Genomic DNA, 874 nt, shown 5'->3' on the forward strand with positions numbered 1-874 from the left:
CGCCCTGCCACTCATCGCAGTACTGTTGTAATTCATTAAGCATTCTGCCGACATGGAAGCCATCACAAACGGCATGATGAACCTGAATCGCCAGCGGCATCAGCACCTTGTCGCCTTGCGTATAATATTTGCCCATGGTGAAAACGGGGGCGAAGAAGTTGTCCATATTGGCCACGTTTAAATCAAAACTGGTGAAACTCACCCAGGGATTGGCTGAGACGAAAAACATATTCTCAATAAACCCTTTAGGGAAATAGGCCAGGTTTTCACCGTAACACGCCACATCTTGCGAATATATGTGTAGAAACTGCCGGAAATCGTCGTGGTATTCACTCCAGAGCGATGAAAACGTTTCAGTTTGCTCATGGAAAACGGTGTAACAAGGGTGAACACTATCCCATATCACCAGCTCACCGTCTTTCATTGCCATACGGAATTCCGGATGAGCATTCATCAGGCGGGCAAGAATGTGAATAAAGGCCGGATAAAACTTGTGCTTATTTTTCTTTACGGTCTTTAAAAAGGCCGTAATATCCAGCTGAACGGTCTGGTTATAGGTACATTGAGCAACTGACTGAAATGCCTCAAAATGTTCTTTACGATGCCATTGGGATATATCAACGGTGGTATATCCAGTGATTTTTTTCTCCATTTTAGCTTCCTTAGCTCCTGAAAATCTCGATAACTCAAAAAATACGCCCGGTAGTGATCTTATTTCATTATGGTGAAAGTTGGAACCTCTTACGTGCCGATCAACGTCTCATTTTCGCCAAAAGTTGGCCCAGGGCTTCCCGGTATCAACAGGGACACCAGGATTTATTTATTCTGCGAAGTGATCTTCCGTCACAGGTATTTATTCGGCGCAAAGTGCGTC

Annotated in this window: 1 protein-coding gene; it reads right to left on the reverse strand. The window is 44.5% G+C overall.

All coding sequences use genetic code 11. The annotated features are described in order from the left end of the window. Positions 1–652 (reverse strand): type A chloramphenicol O-acetyltransferase (gene catA / locus ACJBF3_RS26070; protein ID WP_058647359.1); only part of this gene is annotated, 652 nt, incomplete at its 3' end. Between the last annotated feature and the right edge of the window lie 222 nt (positions 653–874).

The organism is Enterobacter sp. PP-008-ECC_S150 (genome assembly GCF_045257065.1).
Classification (GTDB): Bacteria; Pseudomonadota; Gammaproteobacteria; order Enterobacterales; family Enterobacteriaceae; genus Enterobacter; species Enterobacter chengduensis.